The sequence below is a fragment of the Xanthobacter sp. DMC47 genome (assembly GCF_056313845.1).
Window position 1 is genome coordinate 268111 of the sequence record NZ_JBQUZM010000006.1, and the last position, 16170, is coordinate 284280.

A 16170-nucleotide genomic window follows, 5' to 3' on the forward strand; every position below is an offset into this window, starting at 1 on the left:
CGTCAGGCGGAAGCGAGGCAGCGGGCGAAGGTTTCCGCATCCACATTGCCGCCCGAGAGGACGATCACCGCTGTGCCGCCGGAGACGTTGAGCCGTCCTTCCAGCAGGCTGGCCAGCGCCACGGCGCCGCCCGGCTCCACCACGAGCTTGAGTTCGCGGAAGGCGTATTCCACCGCTCGCGCCACCTCGGCGTCGGTCACGGACGCCGCCTCACCCACAATGCGGCGGGTGATCTCGAAGGTGATGGCTCCGGGCGTGGGCGCCAGCAACGCGTCGCAGAAGGAGCCGTCCGGCTGGGCGTTGCGCTCGCGCACGCCAGAGCGGAAGGAGCGGGCATGGTCGTCGAAGCCCGCCGGCTCGCACACCACCACCCGCGCCTGCGGCGCAACCCGCTTGACGGCGAGCGCGATGCCGGCCACGAGGCCACCACCAGACGCGTTGGCCGCCACGAGGTCCGGCACGCGGCCGAGCGCGGCGAGGTCCTGAACGATCTCCAGCCCCACCGTGCCCTGCCCGGCGATGATGTGGGGATCGTCATAGGGCGGCACCATGATGGCACCGCGCTCTGCGGCAATGGCGCGGGCGATGGCGTCGCGGTCCTCGGTGCGGCGGTCGTAGCCCACGACCTCGGCGCCGAGTGCGCGGGTGCGGTCGCGCTTCAGGGCCGGCGCGTCATGGGGCATGACGATGACCGCCGGCATGCCGAGGATCTTCGCCGCGGCGGCGACGCCCTGGGCATGATTGCCCGACGAGCAGGCGACGACGCCGGCGGCGCGCGCCGCTTCGGGAATCTGCACCATGCGGTTGAAGGCGCCGCGGAACTTGAAGGAGCCCGTGCGCTGAAGCGTCTCCGGCTTCAGGAAGACGTCGGCGCCGATGCGCTCGCTCAGCACCGGCGAGAACACCAGCGGCGTGCGCACGGCGAAGCCGAGCAGCCGCGCGGCGGCAGCATCGACATCTTCGGCGGTGGGAAGCGGGGCGGACTGAATCTCTAAGGCGCTCATGCGCCGGAAGCTACCCGACGCCGCCGCCGAAGGCGATAGCGCCGCGCGATGGGTCCGATGTCGTGGGCGATCAGCACATTGTCCAGAAACTGGCGCGCGCTCTCCCGCCACGTATAGCGCAGCGCGAAGCGGCGGGCGGCGGCGGGCGACAGTTCCAGCGCCTTGAGGCAGGCGGTGCGCAGATCCTCATCGAGAATGCCCACGGTTTCGGTGGCGTCCGCCAGAACGTCGGTCGGGCCCGTCACCGGATAGGCGGCAACCGGCAGGCCGCTGGCCAGCGCCTCCAGCAGCACGATGCCGAAGGTGTCGGTGCGGCTCGGGAAACAGAAGACGTCGCAGGCGGAATAGACCTGCGCCAGATCCTCGCCTTCCTTCGAGCCAAGGAAATGCACCGCCGGGAAGCGCTCCTTCAGGCTGGCGAGGGCGGGACCGTTGCCCACCACCACCTTGGAGCCGGGAAGATCGAGATTGAGGAACGCCTCGATGTTCTTCTCCACCGCGACCCGGCCGACGAAGAGATAGACCGGCCGCGGCAGGTTCAGCGTCGCTTCCGGACGCGGGCGAAACAGGTCCGCATCCACGCCGCGTGACCAGCGCATCAGCCGCTTGAAGCCGCGCGCTTCCAGATCCCGCTCCAGCGTGGCGGTGGAGACCATGACGCCGCCGCCCGCATTGTGGAACGAGCGCAGCCACGCATAGGTCAGCCGCTCCGGCACCGGGGCACGGGCGGCGAGATATTCCGGGAATTTCGTGTGATAGGAGGTGGTGAAGGTGCGGCGCGAGGCGATGCAGGCCCGGCGCACCAGGATGCCGATCGGCCCCTCGGTCGCGATATGCACGAAGTCCGGCTGCAGCGCCTCGATGCGCCGCATGATCATGCGCGGCGTGGCGAGGGCGAGCCTGATCTCGTTGTAGGTGGGCAGCGGAACGGTGCGGAAGCCCTGCGGGGTGAGGAACTGCATGTCCGCCCCGAGGTTCTCCGCCTCTCGGGCGGTATGCTCCAGGGAACGCACCACGCCGTTGATCTGGGGATGCCACGCATCGGTGGCCACAAGAACCCGCATCAGGCCGCCGCGCGCGCCCCCTCGACGACCTCGCCCTCCTCGGCCGGCGCACTCTTCTCGAGCTTGCGCGTCCAGGAGATGATCTCAAGGCGGCCGTCCTCGTGCTCGGCGACGGCAGTGCAGCTCTCCACCCAGTCGCCGCAATTCACGTAGCGGACGCCGAACTGGTCGTGGATGGCGGCGTGGTGGATGTGGCCGCAGATCACGCCGTCGACCTGATAGCGCTTGGCCTCCTCGGCCACCGCCTCCTCGAACTTGCCGATATAGTTGACCGCGTTCTTCACCTTGAGCTTTGCCCACTGGCTCAGCGACCAGTAAGTTAGGCCGAGGCGGCGGCGGATCTTGTTGAGATAGGTGTTGATGCCGAGCGCGGCGGTGTACGCCCAGTCGCCGAGGAAGGCGAGCCACTTGGCGTGGCGCACGACCAGATCGAACACGTCGCCATGGATCACCAGATAGCGCTTGCCGTCGGCCGCCTCGTGGATGGCAGTCTCCACAACTTCGATACCGCCGAAATGGGTGCCGTAATAGTCGCGCAGGAATTCGTCGTGATTGCCCGGCAGATACACCATGCGCGCGCCCTTGCGGCCCTTGCGCAGCAGCTTCTGCACCACGTCGTTGTGCTTCTGCGGCCAGTACCAGTTGGCCTTCAGCCGCCAGCCGTCGACAATGTCGCCGACGAGATAGACGGTGTCGGCTTCGTTGTACTTGAGGAAATCGAGGAGAAGTTCGGCCTGGCAGCCCTTGGTGCCGAGATGCACGTCGGAGATGAAGAGGGCGCGATAGCGGCGCGCTTCAGGACTGTCGCTCACGCCCGATACCTCCACCTTCCCGCGGCCCGCCGGTGCGGCCGTAACGGCTGAACCCGGCTAAGGCGGCATCTTGGCGCCCGTAAGGCGCCCCGTTCCAGTTCGCCGGCGGACCCACCGATGGACCTTACCGAAGGGCCTGCACGCTTGCCGTTGACGCTTCGGACTTAGCCGGAGTCGTGTATCCCTTTTATGACGTCGGCCTTCGAAAAGGAAGGCCGCCTGCCCAATCCTGCGCCGTGCACAGATTAGACGCATGCCATTTCTGCATTGGAAAGACGGCTAATAGTCGAAGGCCACATTGGTGAAGTCGTTGCGCCCCGTATCAGGCGGCGCGACCTGTCGAATCGCACCCCTTCATCTCTGGCGGCTGCTGCGCAGGGTGGGCACGCCACCGCGCTTCGGGGCTCGCAGGCCCGCGGCATATTGGCTCCGGCACGTCGCAAGAGGCACCCCTGCGTCACCTCCGGGCACCCAGGCGCCGGCCCCGCGGCCGCGAAAATTATCTGGCCCCGCCATTGACCTAAGCACAAGACCGCGCCAGCGTGCGCCGCCTTGGACGGAGCTGCCGACCTGCGCCGCCCGCCCGAACAAGAACGACGCCATACAATTCCATCAGGAGTCCCCCCGATGAAGCTGGTCCGCTTCGGCGACTTTGGACGAGAGAAGCCGGGTCTAATCGATTCAAACGGCAAGGTTCGCGACCTTTCCGGCGTCATCGCGGACCTCAACGGCGAGACGCTCGCCCCCGAGAGCCTGAAGAAGATCGCCGCCCTCGATCCCGCGTCCCTGCCTCTCGCGCCCGAGGGCGCGCGTCTTGGCGCCTGCGTCGCCCGTCCCGGCAATTTCGTCGCGGTCGGCCTCAATTTCGCGGACCACGCTGCCGAGACCAACAATCCGATCCCCGAAGAGCCGGTGCTCTTTAACAAGGCGCCGAACTGCATCGTCGGCCCGAATGACGACGTGATGATCCCGAAGGGCTCGCTGAAGCTCGATTGGGAGGTGGAGTTCGCCTTCGTCATCGGCAAGCGCGCCCGCTATGTCGAGGAGAAGGAAGCCCTCGATCACGTTGCCGGCTACTGCATCTGCAACGACGTCTCCGAGCGCCATTTCCAGATCGAGCGCTCCGGCCAGTGGATGAAGGGCAAGGGCTGCGAGACCTTCGGCCCGCTCGGCCCCTGGCTCGTCACCACCGACGAGATCGCCGACACCTCCACCCTCGCCATGTGGCTCGAAGTGAACGGGGAGCGCGTGCAGAACGGCTCCATGAAGACCATGATCTTCCGCATCCCGTTCCTGGTGCACTACATCAGCCAGTTCATGGTGCTCGATCCCGGCGACGTCATCACCACCGGCACCCCGCCCGGCGTCGGCCTCGGCTTCAAGCCGCCGCGCTTCCTGAAGGCCGGCGACGTGATGCGCGTCGGCATCGAGGGCCTCGGCGAACAGCAGCAGACCGTGGTTCCGTTCAAGCTCTGAGCGGTTACCCCCTTCACGGCAGACAACGGCCGCCGCTTCATCGGCGGCCGTTTTCATGTCCATGGGCGGACGCCACGCCCGTCGGTATCGCGCCCATGGCGTAGCGCTTCACCCATTGCGCGCAGGCGAGGTAGACCAGGGTGATGGCGGCGACGGCAATGAGGGTGGTGGCCGGGAGCGGCACGAAGCCGAACCAGCCGCCGAGACCGCTCAGGGGCACCACGAAGGCGACGGCCAGCGCGCCTAGGGCCGAGATGACCAGCGCCCGGTCCGGCGGCGCTTCGCCCAAGGGCAGACGGGTGCGGATGAGGAACACCACCAGCACCTGCGTGGCGATGGATTCCAGGAACCACGCCGTGCGGAAGGCATCCACCCCGGCGCCGAGCACCACCAGCAGCACGCCGAAGGTGAGGATGTCGAACAGCGAGGAGAGCGGCCCCATCACCGCCGCGAACCGCACCAGCCCCTTCATGTCCCACTGCTGGGGCGTGGCGAGGTCCGCCTCGTCCACGGCGTCGAAGGGAATGCCGACCTCGGAGAGGTCGTAGAGCAGGTTGTTGAGCAGGATCTGGGTGGCGAGCAGCGGCAGGAACGGCAGGAAGAGGCTGGCTGCGGCCATGGAGAGCATGTTGCCGAAGTTGGAGCTGGCGCCCATCCGCACATATTTCAGGATGTTGGCGAAGGTCCGCCGTCCCTCCTCCACCCCGTCCGCCACCACGTCGAGGTCGGGCGCGAGCAGGATCATGTCGGCGGCGGCGCGGGCGACGCCGGTCGCGCCGTCCACCGAGAGGCCGACGTCGGCGAGCTTCAGGCCCGGGGCGTCGTTCACCCCGTCGCCGAGGAAGCCGACGGTCTCGCCATCGGCCATAAGCGCCCGCACCACCCGCACCTTCTGGTTGGGCGTCATGCGGCCGTAGACGTTCACGCTGCGCACCCGGACGCGCAGGGCATCGTCGCTGAGGTGAGCCACCTCGGCCCCCGAGAGGATGTCCGCGGCATCGAGGCCGAGCTCCCCTGCGACGCGGGCGACCACCGTGGGATCGTCCCCCGACAGCACCTTGACCTTCACACCCGCCGCCGCGAGCCGCGCGAGGGCATGGGCTGCGCTGGGCTTGGGCGGGTCCTCGAACAGGCAGAAGCCTTCCAGCACGAGGCCGGATTCATCCTCCGGCTCCAGGCTGCCCGTGCGCGCCATGCCGTCCGGCGTGCCGGCCCGCGTCGCGATGGCAATGGCGCGCAGGCCCTGCTCCGCATGACGCTTGAGCTGAGCGGCGATGGCGGCACGGGCTTCTGCATCGAGACTGGCAAGGTCATCACCCAGCCGGCGATCGGTGCAGACGTCCATCACCGCTTCCGGCGCGCCCTTGCAGACGAGCAGGCGTTCGCCGGCCCCCTGCCCTGCCCGCTCCGCCAGCACGGAGCCGCGGCGGCGTTCATAGCCGAAGCCAAGGCGCGAGGGAGCCGTCCAGCCATCCGCGGCGTCGGGCGCGGCCGCGGCGAGGGCCGTGTCCATCCAGCTGCGGTCGCCGGCCAGCTCCGCGCACAAGGCCGCAAGCTCCGCGGGACGGCGCGACGCCTGCCCGCCCGCATCCTCGCTGCCGGCGAGCACGATCTCGGCGGAGGTGAGCGTGCCGGTCTTGTCCGTGCAGAGCACCGTCATGGCGCCGAGGTCGTGGATGGCGGTGAGGCGCTTCACGATCACCTTGCGCTGGGCCATGCGCACCGCCCCGCGCGAAAGGGTCACTGTGGTGATCATGGGCAGAAGCTCGGGGGTGAGCCCCACCGCCAGCGCCACCGCGAACATCAGCGATTCCAGAAGCGGCCGCCCCAGCACGAGGTTCACGGCCAGGACAGCCACGGACAGCACGCCCGCGGCGCGGGCGATGACGAAGCCCAATGCGCGCAGGTCGCGCTGGAAAGGCGAGAGGCCGGCGTCCTCCGCCAGAAGGGCGGCAGCGGAGCCGAACAGGGTTGCCTGGCCGGTGGCGACCGCGAGCGCCACCGCCTCACCGCTCTGCGCCACCGCACCCCGGAACAGGGCGTTCGTCGCCTCCGCCGCCACGGTAGACGAGACGGCGCCCGGACGCTTCTCCACCGCATAGGGTTCACCCGTGAGGGCGGCCTCATTGGCGGCGAAGCCGTCTGCCGAGAGGATCACCGCGTCTGCCGGGATAATGTCGCCGGTACGCACGCGGAACACGTCGCCAGGCACGATCCGGTCGGTGGGGAGCGTTGAGAACACGCCGTCACGGCACACCTCGGCGGTGAGCGCGACCTGCTCGCGCAAGGCCGCCGCCGCCCGGGAGGCCCGCGCTTCCTGAACCGTGTCGAGCCCGATGGACGCGACGATGACGAGGATGATGATGGCCGCGCTCGCTGCATCTCCCGTCGCGGCCGAGACCACGGCGGCAACGAGCAGCATCAGCACCAGCGGTTCCAGCAGGCGGCGCAACAGCGCGCGAAGGGGACCGGAGCGGCGCGGAGGCTTGTCGAGGTTGGGGCCGAAGCGCTCCAGCCGCTCGGCCGCCTCCCCTTGGGACAGCCCGGCGGTGCCGCAGCCGAGGCGATGGCAGAGGGCATCCGGCGCCTCCGTCCAGAAGGCTGCCGTCCCCGCATCCCCCGCCGCCGGCGATGAGGCCGAGCCGTGGCCGTTGCGCTGCGAACCTTTTGCGGCGATCTCCACGGGCGGCCTCCGGGCGCTAATCGAGCCGGCGGGAGCCTAGAGCACATTATCGGCCGGCAGATACCGGCCTTAATCAAGAAACGGCTGCGAAAGCGACCTTCCGCTGCGACCTCACTGCATGGTCGTCGTGGCGAGCCAGCTCTTCACCGCGCCCAGGGCCTCGGTGCGGTTGCCGGTGCGGTGCTGGGCTTCCTGGAAGACCGCGAGTTGCACGTCGGCGCTGGTGCCCTCCTCGGCAATGGTGCGCACGCGCATCAAAGCATCGAGGCAGCCCAGCGCCTCCGCATCCGAGGCGACGAGGTTGACGAGGCCATCCACCGCATCCCGCACCGCGACGGCGCGGCGCTGGGCGAGGTCAACGAACGAGCCGTGCACGCCGTAGCGCTGGGCGCGCCACTTGTTCTCGTCGGCAATGGCCCGGTCCACCGGCCCCACATCGCGATTGTGATGGGGATTGCGCACCAGGAAGCGCACCAGCGAGCGGTAGAGCGCGGCGATGGCCACCGTGTCGGTCGAGCGGGTGCAACTGTCCGGCGCGCGCAGCTCCAGTGTCGGCAGCTGGCGCGAGGGGCGGATGGCCCACCACACATAGCTCGAATCGGTGATTGCCCGCGCCGCCACCATGGCCTCCACATAACGCTCGTAGTCGCCGCTGTTCTCGAACATCTCCGGCAGGCCGGTGCGCGGCAGCTCGTCATAGGCGGCGAGCCGATAGCCCATCAGTCCGGTCTGCTTGGCGCCCCAGAAGGGCGAGGAGGTGGAGAGCGCGATGAAGTGCGGGATATACGGCACGATGCGGCGCATCACGTCGACCCGCTCGTCCGGGTCTGGCAGTTCCACGTGGACGTGCAGACCGCACACCATATTGCGCTCGCCCAGCATCTTGAGGTCGTTCATCACCCCGTCATAGCGATTGGCTCGCGTGGCGCGCACGCCGTCCCAGGTGGCGGTGGGGTGGGTGCCGGAGGCGATGACGGCGAGGCCGTGCTCGCTCGCGACATCCGACACGGCGTGGCGCAGGCCGCGGATTTCGTCCAGCGCGCTGCCGATGCCGGTGGTCGGCCTGGTGGCGATCTCAAGCTGCGACTGGAGCATCTCCACCGAGACGGATTCCCCCAGCCGCTCCTTCAGCTCGTCGAAAAAGCCTGCGGGCATGCGGCGTTGCACGGCCTTCGTGTGGGCGTCGACGACGAAGAACTCCTCTTCGATTCCAAAGCTGTAATCGTTCGACACGGAGCCCTCCACAAAACCTGACCTTGAAGCGAGCCAGTAACGCTCGTCCCATTGCGAAGTTCCGGGGAGACTGACGCCAAATCAGTCCAAATTTTGGCAGTGAATCACGCGCGGGATTGCACGTTACGGTTCAACATCTTGCCGCAGTGCACGCGATATGGACGAAGTCGAAAGTAGTTTACGAACGAATCGCAAGAACTATTTTATCCAGTGTGACGGAACAAAAACGCGCCCCGCGCGTTAATGCACCCTCATCGACGCGCCGCATTCACCAGCGCGAGGGCGGCCACGGCGGCAGTGTCGGCCCGCAGGATGCGCGGGCCAAGGCTGAGGGTGAGGCCTCGGGGGGCGATGCGGGTCCGCTCTTCCGGGCTGAACCCGCCTTCCGGGCCGATCAACACGCTTACCGGCCCTGGCCGCGCCTGCTTGAGCGCGGCGATGGGGTCTTCGTCATCGGAGGCTTCGTCGCAGAACACGAGGAGGCGGTCCTCTGCGAGGGACGACAGCCACGCGTCAAGCGGGCGGGGCTCCGCCACATGGGGTAGGCTGAGGATACCGCACTGTTCGGCGGCCTCGATGGCGTTGGCCGTCATGCGCTCGACATTGACGCGGGAGACCTGCGTGTAGCGGGTGAGGATGGGGCTCAGGATGCCCGCGCCCATCTCCACCGCCTTCTGGACCATGTAGTCGAGGCGCGCATGCTTCAGCGGCGCAAACGCATATTCCAGCGTCGGCGCGGGCGGCTGGGGCCGGGTCTCGCGCAGAACTTCGAGGCGCACCTCGCGCTTGCCGCCGGCGATGCGCGTCGCCCGCCATTCCCCATCGCAACCGTTGAACAGGAGGATGTCCTCGCCCACGCCCAGCCGGATCACGTTGGCAACGTAATGCGCCGCCTCGCGCTCCAGCACGATTTCGGCGCCCTCTGCCAGATCGGCGGCGACGTGCAGACGTTGGGCGTGGAAATCGTGCTCTGGCATGACGGCTCCTCTCGCCGGAGGGACACCACGCATCGGCCCGCGTTGCAAGCGTGCGCTTCAGGAGCGCCGCGGAACGAAAACAGGCGGAGACCCGAAGGACCCCCGCCTGTCCAGCCCCCCGAACGCCCCTCGGGAGACGACGCCCTGACCGGCGCTATTGCATAATCCACAAGGGTAGCCTGCGGTTGCATCCCCCGAATGGAGGATGCAAGGGAAGCTGATACCGTGCCACAGGCGGAGCGATTACCCGCGCGCCTGCTTCAGCCCTGAATCCCTCGCAGCACCCGGGTGCTCGGCGCCTACGTTCGGCGCTTACGTTCGGCGCTTACTTGGAGCCGTCCGGCTTGAACTGGGCGAGGAAGGCGATGAGATCCGCGCGCTCCTGCTCGTTCTTCACGCCGGCGAACGCCATCTTACCCTTGGGGGCGAGGTGCTTGGGATTCTCGATGTAATCGTTGAGGGTGGCGTCGTCCCACACCTTGCCGGCGGCGGCGCCGTCCTTGATGTCCTGGGAATACGCATAGCCCTCGAAGTGCGCCCACTTGGCACCGACGATGCCGTTCAGCGGCGGGCCGACCTTCACCTTGGCGTCGGGGCCGATGGCATGGCAGGCCATGCACTTCTTGAACACGGTCTCGCCCTTGGCGACGTCGGGATCGGCATAGGCCGAGCCGGTCGCGGCGGCGAGGACAAGGGCAGAAGCCAGAACAAGACGCATTGAGCTATATCCTCTCTGTCGGCCGGGCCCCGGCTGTGCAGGGCGCTGTGTTCGCACCTGCAAATTCGCGGAAGCCAGCTTGTGATGCTTTACCGGGCAGACACCTCCACCTAGGACACCACATATATCCGTGGCAGAGGGGTCGGGTTCCTTAGCATGTTTCCAACCCGGCCTTCGATGCGACCTTGAGACCTCCCGAAATGACGGCTTCAGCGTGACCATTATTGTGAAGATCGGCGGAAGCCTGACGCGGGGCGCGCCGCCGCGGCTCCTGCTTGACCGCCTCTCGGGTCGCAAGGGGCTGGTGCTGGTGCCGGGCGGCGGAGCTCTGGCCGATCAGGTTCGCGTGATGCAGCGGCAGATGGCACTTTCCGATGGGGCAGCCCACCGGATGGCCATCCTCGCCATGGAGCAGATCGCCCACGCCTTCCTGGACATGGCCCCCGGCCTTCACCCCGCACGCACGCCGGCCGAGATTGAGTCAGCCGCGACGGTTGGCACCGCTTTGTGGCTTCCCGCCACCATGACGCTCGACGCGCCGGATATTCCCCAAAGCTGGGACGTGACCTCCGACAGCCTGGCGCTTTGGCTGGCCGGCCGGCTGGCAGCGCGGCGGCTGGTCCTCGTGAAGGCGCCGGGCGTTGCGGCGCCGCGCAGCGGCGATGGCGCAGCGGACCTCGCGGCCTGGAGCGCGGCCGGTCTGGTGGATGCGGCTTTTGCGACCATGGCACGGAGCTATTCTGGCGATATTGTCCTCGTCCCCGCCGACGACGGGGCGCTGTTGGACCGGGTGCTCGCACCGCTTGAGCCGCAGAGCATCGAGGAAACCATAGAAGGCCCCCGCCCATCATGAGCGAGACCCGTTCCAGCAAGAAGCCGCCCCGCTGGGCCTGGGCCCTCACCGGCTCGGGGCACTATTTCACCGAGAGCATCGAGATCATCCGCGAGCTTCAGGACGTGGACCTGTTCATCTCGGACGCCGCGGACGAAGTGCTGCGCATGTACAAGCAGGACAAGGAACCCCTGCCCCCGCAGACACAGGTGTTCCGCGACAATTCGGCGTCCTCCGCCTCGATCGGCCGCTTCTATCACGGCGAGTATCACACCCTCGTCGTCTCGCCCGCCTCCTCCAATACGGTGGCGAAGGCGGTGCACGGGATTTCCGATACGCTCGTCACCAATTGCTTCGCCCAGGCCGGCAAGTGCCGCGTGGCCTGCATCGTCTTCGCCTGCGACAGCCAGCCGGAGATGATCACCATGGCACCGGAAGGCCCGGTGCCGGTCTATCCGCGCCGGATCGATCTCGAGAACACCGCGAAGCTCAAGACCTTTGAGGCGACCGTGGTGGCCGAGACGCTGGAGGAGCTGCGCCTCGCCGTCGCCCGCCGCCGGGCGGAGCTTGCCACCCTCTATCCCGTCCCGGCCTGAGACATGGCCGAGCGCGTCGCCCTCGTCACCGGCTCGCTGGCGGAGCCGCGCATCCGCCGGATCGCGGAGGAGCTTGCGGACGGCACGCTTGATCCGGTGGTGGTGAACATCGGGGTGAAGGTCGCGGCGCTGATGACGGCGGAGATTGTCGAACGCCGCCTCAAGCTGCCCGAGGGCACGGACAAGGTCCTGATGCCCGGCCGTTTCCGGGGCGACCTCGAACGCCTCGCCGCCCGCTTCGGCCTGCCGTTCGAGCGCGGGCCGGACGAGGCGGCGGACCTCCCCGCCTATTTCGGCCGAGGCAAGGGGCGAAAGGTATCGCTAGACCGCCACGATGTGATGTTGTTCGCCGAGATCGTGGATGCGACGCGGCTGTCCATCCCCGAGCTTCTGGAGCGCGCCCGCTTCCTGAGGGGCGAAGGCGCGGACGTGATCGACCTCGGCGCCCTGCCCGACCAGCCCTTCCCGCATCTGGAAGATGCTATCGCCACCCTGAAAGCCGAGGGCTTCAAGGTGAGCGTGGACAGCTTCGACCCGGAGGAGTTGCGTCGCGGCACGCGCGCCGGGGCGGACTATCTGCTCAGCCTCAACGAGACAAATCTCGCCATCGCCGATGAAGGCCCGGCCGTGCCGGTGCTGGTGCCGGCGCAGGCCGGAGACCTTTCGTCTCTCATCCGCGCCATTGAGGCGTGCGAGGCGGCAGGGCGGCCCTTCCTCGCCGATCCCATTCTCGACCCCATCCATCTCGGCTTCACGGCATCGCTGGTGCGCTATGCGGAGTTGCGACGGCTGAAGCCGGAGATTCCCATCCTGATGGGCATCGGCAATGTCACTGAGCTGACGGACGCCGACACCACCGGCATGAACGCGCTGCTGATGGGCATCATCTCCGAGCTGCGGCTGAATGCCGTGCTCGCGGTGCAGGTGAGCCCCCATTGCCGAACGGCGGTGCGCGAGTTCGACCGGGCGCGGCGGGAATATTATGCCGCGCGCGAGGCCGGTGCCCTGCCGCAGGGCTTCGGCGGCGGGCTGATGGCGCTGCGCGACCGGCGGCCCTTTTCCACCACCCCCGACGAGGTGGCACGGCTGGCCTCGACAGTGGCCGACCGCAATTTCCGCATCGAGGTGACGGAACAGGGCATCCACGTCTACAACCGCGACGGCCACCATGTGGCCTCCGACCCCTTCGCCCTCTTCCCCCACCTGAAGGTGGAGGACGATGGCGCCCACGCCTTCTATCTCGGCGTCGAGACGGCGCGGGCGGAGATCGCCCACCATCTCGGCAAGCGCTATGCGCAGGACGAACCGCTGAAGTGGGGTGTCGCGGGCGAGACCGGCGGGAGCGCCGAGGAGAGGCATCGGTTGACATTCAAGGAAGCGGGCTCGACGCTTTCATCGAAGAAGAAAGGCGAAAGCGCGTGATCCGGGAGACCATCGTCACCACCGTCTCGGCCGCCGGGGAGGCGCACATCGCCCCCATGGGCGCGAGCGTGGTGGAAGGCGGCTATCTGCTCCAGCCCTTCCGCCCCTCCCGCACGCTGGACAATCTGGCAGCGGCGAAGAGCTGCGTGGTGAACTTCTCCGATGACGCCCGCATCTTCGCCGGCTGCATCACCGGCCGGCACCGTTCCTGGCCCACCGTGCCGGCCACCCTTCTCAAGGGCGCCGCGCGCCTCGCCGACTGCCTCGCCCATGACGAGGTGGAGGTGGTGCGCATGGAGGACGACCCCACCCGCCCCCGCTTCTTCTGCCGCACTATCCACCGCGAAACGCACGCCCCCTTCCTCGGCCTGAACCGGGCGGTGGCGGCGGTGCTGGAAGGCGCCATCCTCGTCTCGCGGTTGCACATGATGGACCCCGACAGGGTGGACCGGGAAATGAACTATCTCTCCATCGCCATCGACAAGACCGCCGGCCCGGCCGAGCGCGAGGCGTGGGACTGGCTGTGCGAGACCATCGCCGACCACCGGGCGCGGGCCGCCTCATGACGGCGCACGTTCCCGCCCGGCCGGGACTTCTCGCATCCGTGGCGAACCTCGATGAGATGCGCACGGCGCTCGCCGCCGGCGTCGATATTGTGGATCTCAAGAACCCCGCCGAGGGCGCGCTGGGCGCGTGGGCGCCGGAAGCGCTCGCCGAGGCCGTCGCCCTGTGGCGCGCGGCAGGCGCACCCGGCAGCCTCAGCGCCACGGTCGGCGACCACCCGCTGGAGCCGGACCTGCTCCGCACCGCCGCCGAGCGCACCGCCGCCGCCGGCGTGCCGCTGGTGAAGATCGGCTTTGCCCTCGGCGATGGCGCGGACCTTCCGCCGGTGCTCGACGCCCTCCGGCCCCTCGCCCGCGAGACGCGGCTGATCGCCGTGCTCTTCTCCGATCAGGCGCCGAACCTCGCCGCCGTGCCGCTGTTCGCCGCCGGCGGCTTCCACGGGGTGATGCTGGACACGGCGGACAAGGCGGCGGGCGGTCTGCTCGCACACCTGCCGCCGGAAACCCTCGCCCGCTTTGTCTCGCTCGCGCGCTCGGACGGACTGCTGACCGGCCTCGCCGGCTCGCTGAAGCTGGCGGATATCGCGCCGCTGGCGGCGCTGCGGCCGCATTATCTGGGTTTCCGCGGCGCGCTCTGCGCCGAAGGGCGGACCAGTGCCCTCGATCCCGCGCGTTTGTCCGCCGTGCGCGAAACGCTGGCGGGGCGCGTCCGCGCCTGAGGCCGGTCAGGCGGGCGGGATCGCCGCCACCACTGCATCCAGAATGTCGCCCGCCGATTCAATCTCCGCCTCGGTGGCGGTTAGCGGCGGCAGTATCGCGAGCACGTTGCCGAGCGATCGGGTGAGAAGCCCCTGCCCGCTCAGCGCCTCCGTCAGAGGCGCGGCGGGCCCTGCGCACATCAGCCCCTGAACGAGGCCGGTGCCCGCCGTATCCGTGAACAGGTCCGGCCGGCGCCAGCGCAGGGTGGCGAGCCGGTCCTCCAGTTTCCACCCCAGCTCCTGCACGCGCGTCTCAAAGCCCGGAGCGAAGGCGGCCGAGAGCACAGACAGCAGGCCGGCGGCAGCTTCCTCGTCCAGCAGCGGCAGGCCGGAAGGCAGGCTGCGGGCGAGACGCGTGCCGAGCACCAATGCTGAAGCCCCCTGCCCACCTTCGGCCCCACCCGGCAGATCGTCGATCACCATCAGGTCCGGCGCCACGCCGCGCCACTCGTGGGCGAAAGCCATGCCCGTGCGCCCGAGGCCTCCATCTGTCTCGTCGAACAGGAGCACTACGCCATACTCATCCGCCATCTGACGCGCGGTGGCGAGGATGGAGCCCGGCAGAAAGCGCAGGCCGGCATCGATGGAGGCGGGCGCGAGCAGAAGCGCCGCCACGTTCGGCCCCATGGCGGCCTCGATGGCCGCTTCGTCCTCGGGGATGCGCCGCACACCCGCATCCTGCGCGAGCGCGGGGGGAAGACGCGGATCGTCGGAGACCACGATGATCTCCCGCCGCTTGGGTCGTCCCGCCGTGCGATGGTGGGCGCGGATCGTCTCGACCGCGACACGCCATGCCGTCGCGCGATCGGCAAAGAAGCGGGCCACATCGCCGAAGGAATGGTCCGTCAGGAGGGCAGCACATCTGGCGGAGGCGGGAGCGCCATCCGCGTCATCCACCTCTGCCGCGATCACTCGCGCGGGATCGAAGCGGACGGCGCCCGAGAAATCGAGCACCGGCGTCGCAACGGAGGCCGCGTCGTCGGCCGGTGCTTCGATGCCGTCAGCGTCTGGGGCGATTGCGGACACGCGCTCCTCCATCACCTCGACGAAGCAAGGAGCGCGCCGCGATCAATCGTACTTGATGTAGGAAAAGCGCAGATCGTGCTGCGGCGTACCTTCCAGCGGCGCATCTTCTGCCGCGCCGGGCTGCCACTGCACCACTTCCTCGATCTTCTTCGCCAGCGCGAGATCGCGGACGGTAATGCCCTTGGCGTCGTGGGACTGCAGCCGCACCTCCACCCAGGCGTAGGAGGCGGTGAGGTCAGGATGGTGCCAGGCCGCCTCGGCGAGATGGCCCACCGTGTTGATGACCATCAGCGTGCCCTTCCAGCTGTTGGTCTTGTAGGTGCGCTTGATCCAGCCGTCCTCGTAGCGCCAGTGGGGCAGCTCGGCGGCGAGGTGGGCGGCGACCTCTTCCGGCGAGAAGGTCTTCTTGCGATCGATGGTCATGGTCGGCTCCGGGGCGGGGACCCGGGCGGGCGCAGGGCAACGAGTTGATCTTGCACAGTGCGCCACGCGGCGGGTGATGCTGTATAAGGACGAGGCCCGCGGCAGCCCCGGGCATATCCCGTTCTGCCGCAGCGGATGGAGAACCATGTCGAACGCGCTCGCCTTCCTCGTCAACACATCGATCGTGCTCCTCACCGTCGCCGCCATGGAAGGCGTGGCGTGGGCAGCGCATAAATATGTGATGCACGGCTGGGGCTGGGGCTGGCACAAATCCCACCACGAGCCGCGTGAAGGCGTGTTCGAGCGCAACGACCTTTACGCCGTCGTGTTCGCCGGCATCGCCATCCTGCTCATCTATTTTTATCGCAACGGCGGTCCGCTGCTGTGGGTGGGCGTGGGGATGACCGTCTACGGCTTCCTCTATTTCTTCGTCCACGACGGCATCACGCATCAGCGCTGGCCGTTCCGCTACGTGCCGCGCAACGGCTATCTCAAGCGCCTCGTTCAGGCGCACCGGCTGCACCATGCGGTGGAGGGCAAGGAGGGCTGCGTCTCCTTCGGCTTCATCTACGCGCCGCCGCCG

At 68.3% G+C, this 16170-nt stretch carries 16 protein-coding genes; 7 read left to right on the top strand and 9 right to left on the bottom strand.

Going from position 1 to position 16170, the window contains the following annotated elements:
* Nucleotides 1-2 precede the first annotated feature (2 nt).
* From ACT54R_RS23440 to ACT54R_RS23450, 3 genes are read right to left on the bottom strand one after another with little or no spacing between them, the layout of a single operon-like run.
* Nucleotides 3-1004: a threonine ammonia-lyase gene (locus ACT54R_RS23440; RefSeq protein WP_476330818.1), complete on the bottom strand. Its 1002-nt coding sequence runs from the start codon at nt 1002-1004 to the stop codon at nt 3-5.
* Nucleotides 1001-2068 carry a glycosyltransferase family 4 protein gene (locus tag ACT54R_RS23445; RefSeq protein WP_476330821.1) on the bottom strand — a complete coding sequence of 356 codons (1068 nt, stop codon included), beginning with the start codon at nt 2066-2068 and terminating at the stop codon, nt 1001-1003. The genes ACT54R_RS23440 and ACT54R_RS23445 overlap by 4 nt, the downstream gene beginning before the upstream one ends.
* Nucleotides 2068-2880, bottom strand: a complete 813-nt coding sequence (locus ACT54R_RS23450; protein WP_476330824.1) for a UDP-2,3-diacylglucosamine diphosphatase — start codon at nt 2878-2880, stop codon at nt 2068-2070. Before ACT54R_RS23450 ends, ACT54R_RS23445 begins: the two co-directional genes overlap by 1 nt.
* 627 nt (nt 2881-3507) lie before the next feature.
* Between ACT54R_RS23450 and ACT54R_RS23455 the strand changes: the two genes are divergently transcribed.
* Nucleotides 3508-4356, top strand: coding sequence for a fumarylacetoacetate hydrolase family protein (locus ACT54R_RS23455; RefSeq protein WP_476330826.1), 849 nt, complete (start codon nt 3508-3510; stop codon nt 4354-4356).
* Nucleotides 4357-4393: 37 nt separating this feature from the next.
* Here the strand turns inward: ACT54R_RS23455 and mgtA are convergent, their stop codons facing one another.
* The 4 genes from mgtA to ACT54R_RS23475 all read right to left on the bottom strand — a co-directional run bounded on the left by mgtA (nt 4394) and on the right by ACT54R_RS23475 (nt 9967).
* Entirely contained in the window at nt 4394-7039 is a 2646-nt protein-coding gene (gene mgtA / locus ACT54R_RS23460) for a magnesium-translocating P-type ATPase (RefSeq protein ID WP_476330829.1), read from the bottom strand.
* A 111-nt stretch (nt 7040-7150) separates the two neighbouring features.
* The gene (locus ACT54R_RS23465) at nt 7151-8272 is read right to left on the bottom strand and encodes a carboxylate-amine ligase (protein WP_476330832.1); all 1122 of its coding nucleotides are present in this window, start codon (nt 8270-8272) and stop codon (nt 7151-7153) included.
* Between the two features lie 251 nt (nt 8273-8523).
* Nucleotides 8524-9249, bottom strand: a complete 726-nt coding sequence (locus tag ACT54R_RS23470) for a 16S rRNA (uracil(1498)-N(3))-methyltransferase (RefSeq protein WP_476330835.1) — start codon at nt 9247-9249, stop codon at nt 8524-8526.
* Between the two features lie 325 nt (nt 9250-9574).
* Complete coding sequence (locus ACT54R_RS23475; RefSeq protein WP_476330838.1) at nt 9575-9967, bottom strand: c-type cytochrome; 393 nt, start codon at nt 9965-9967, stop codon at nt 9575-9577.
* Between the two features lie 214 nt (nt 9968-10181).
* Here ACT54R_RS23475 and ACT54R_RS23480 point away from each other — a divergent pair, with 214 nt between their 5' ends.
* The 5 genes from ACT54R_RS23480 to ACT54R_RS23500 are packed head-to-tail and all read left to right on the top strand — an operon-like array spanning nt 10182 to nt 14099.
* Nucleotides 10182-10820, top strand: a complete 639-nt coding sequence (locus ACT54R_RS23480; protein ID WP_476330841.1) for an aspartate kinase — start codon at nt 10182-10184, stop codon at nt 10818-10820.
* Nucleotides 10817-11395 carry a flavoprotein gene (locus tag ACT54R_RS23485; protein ID WP_476330844.1) on the top strand — a complete coding sequence of 193 codons (579 nt, stop codon included), beginning with the start codon at nt 10817-10819 and terminating at the stop codon, nt 11393-11395. Before ACT54R_RS23480 ends, ACT54R_RS23485 begins: the two co-directional genes overlap by 4 nt.
* Nucleotides 11396-11398: 3 nt before the next feature.
* Nucleotides 11399-12817 (top strand): DUF6513 domain-containing protein, encoded by a 1419-nt coding sequence (locus tag ACT54R_RS23490; protein ID WP_476330847.1) that lies wholly within the window; start codon nt 11399-11401, stop codon nt 12815-12817.
* Nucleotides 12814-13383: a DUF447 domain-containing protein gene (locus ACT54R_RS23495; protein WP_476330850.1), complete on the top strand. Its 570-nt coding sequence runs from the start codon at nt 12814-12816 to the stop codon at nt 13381-13383. Before ACT54R_RS23490 ends, ACT54R_RS23495 begins: the two co-directional genes overlap by 4 nt.
* Nucleotides 13380-14099 (top strand): (5-formylfuran-3-yl)methyl phosphate synthase, encoded by a 720-nt coding sequence (locus ACT54R_RS23500; protein WP_476330853.1) that lies wholly within the window; start codon nt 13380-13382, stop codon nt 14097-14099. The genes ACT54R_RS23495 and ACT54R_RS23500 overlap by 4 nt, the downstream gene beginning before the upstream one ends.
* Nucleotides 14100-14105: 6 nt before the next feature.
* Here ACT54R_RS23500 and ACT54R_RS23505 read toward each other — a convergent pair whose 3' ends face one another.
* Together ACT54R_RS23505 and ACT54R_RS23510 are read right to left on the bottom strand one after the other, a co-directional pair.
* Nucleotides 14106-15164, bottom strand: coding sequence for an aminotransferase class III-fold pyridoxal phosphate-dependent enzyme (locus ACT54R_RS23505; RefSeq protein ID WP_476330856.1), 1059 nt, complete (start codon nt 15162-15164; stop codon nt 14106-14108).
* Between the two features lie 42 nt (nt 15165-15206).
* Nucleotides 15207-15587 carry a 4a-hydroxytetrahydrobiopterin dehydratase gene (locus ACT54R_RS23510; protein ID WP_476330859.1) on the bottom strand — a complete coding sequence of 127 codons (381 nt, stop codon included), beginning with the start codon at nt 15585-15587 and terminating at the stop codon, nt 15207-15209.
* A 145-nt stretch (nt 15588-15732) separates the two neighbouring features.
* On the opposite strand from ACT54R_RS23510, the gene ACT54R_RS23515 reads away from it, so the two are divergent.
* A partial coding sequence (locus ACT54R_RS23515; RefSeq protein ID WP_476330862.1) for a sterol desaturase family protein occupies nt 15733-16170 on the top strand: 438 nt, incomplete at its 3' end.

Coding starts and splice junctions, on each gene's coding strand:
- ACT54R_RS23490 (WP_476330847.1), top strand. CDS start 11,399: ATGGCCGAGCGCGTCGCCCTCGTCACCGGCTCGCTGGCGGAGCCGCGC.
- ACT54R_RS23440 (WP_476330818.1), bottom strand. CDS start 1,004: ATGAGCGCCTTAGAGATTCAGTCCGCCCCGCTTCCCACCGCCGAAGAT.
- ACT54R_RS23470 (WP_476330835.1), bottom strand. CDS start 9,249: ATGCCAGAGCACGATTTCCACGCCCAACGTCTGCACGTCGCCGCCGAT.
- ACT54R_RS23510 (WP_476330859.1), bottom strand. CDS start 15,587: ATGACCATCGATCGCAAGAAGACCTTCTCGCCGGAAGAGGTCGCCGCC.
- ACT54R_RS23500 (WP_476330853.1), top strand. CDS start 13,380: ATGACGGCGCACGTTCCCGCCCGGCCGGGACTTCTCGCATCCGTGGCG.
- ACT54R_RS23445 (WP_476330821.1), bottom strand. CDS start 2,068: ATGCGGGTTCTTGTGGCCACCGATGCGTGGCATCCCCAGATCAACGGC.
- ACT54R_RS23485 (WP_476330844.1), top strand. CDS start 10,817: ATGAGCGAGACCCGTTCCAGCAAGAAGCCGCCCCGCTGGGCCTGGGCC.
- ACT54R_RS23455 (WP_476330826.1), top strand. CDS start 3,508: ATGAAGCTGGTCCGCTTCGGCGACTTTGGACGAGAGAAGCCGGGTCTA.
- ACT54R_RS23475 (WP_476330838.1), bottom strand. CDS start 9,967: ATGCGTCTTGTTCTGGCTTCTGCCCTTGTCCTCGCCGCCGCGACCGGC.